1 protein-coding gene is annotated in these 524 nt (G+C 70.0%); it reads left to right on the top strand.

Annotated elements, in window-relative coordinates; all coding sequences use genetic code 11:
- Nucleotides 1–87 precede the first annotated feature (87 nt).
- Nucleotides 88–524 (top strand): YicC/YloC family endoribonuclease (locus tag CKO23_RS25180; protein WP_346014689.1); only part of this gene is annotated, 437 nt, incomplete at its 3' end.

The following is a 524-nucleotide window of genomic DNA, read 5'->3' as shown; positions in this document are numbered from 1 at the left end:
TCTGGTAGCCCCCCACCACGGTGCCCGAGGGCAGTGGAGCGGGTTTGGGCTTTGACATAATCGCCGGCTTTTCGAGGGGTGGAATCGATGGCGGTTTATAGCATGACGGGTTATGCCAACGCCGCTTCGGCCCCGGCTGCCGAGGGGGGCGCCGCGTCCTCGGTTTCGGTGGAGGCGCGCTCGGTCAATGGCCGCTTCCTGGACCTGTCCTTCCGCATGCCCGACGACCTGCGTGGACTGGAGCCGGCGCTGCGCGACCTGCTCGGCACGGCGTTCCGGCGCGGCAAGATCGAGATGCGCATCTCGGCCCAGCGCGACAGCGACACGGCCTGGCCCAACCCCAACCCGGAGCAGCTCAACCGGCTGCTGCGCCTTGAAGGCTCGGTGCAGGGCTGGATGCCGCAGGCGCGCGGCCTGTCGGTCAACGAGGTGCTGCAGTGGTGCCGCAACGGTGCCGGCGGCGAGCGCCTCGACGAGGCGGCGCTGGAGGCCGCGCGCCAGTGCATCGAAGGCCTGAAGGACGC

This window comes from Thiocystis violacea (genome assembly GCF_016583565.1).
Taxonomy (GTDB): domain Bacteria; phylum Pseudomonadota; class Gammaproteobacteria; order Chromatiales; family Chromatiaceae; genus Thiorhodococcus; species Thiorhodococcus violaceus_A.
This window is presented reverse-complemented; position numbering and strand designations above follow the sequence as displayed.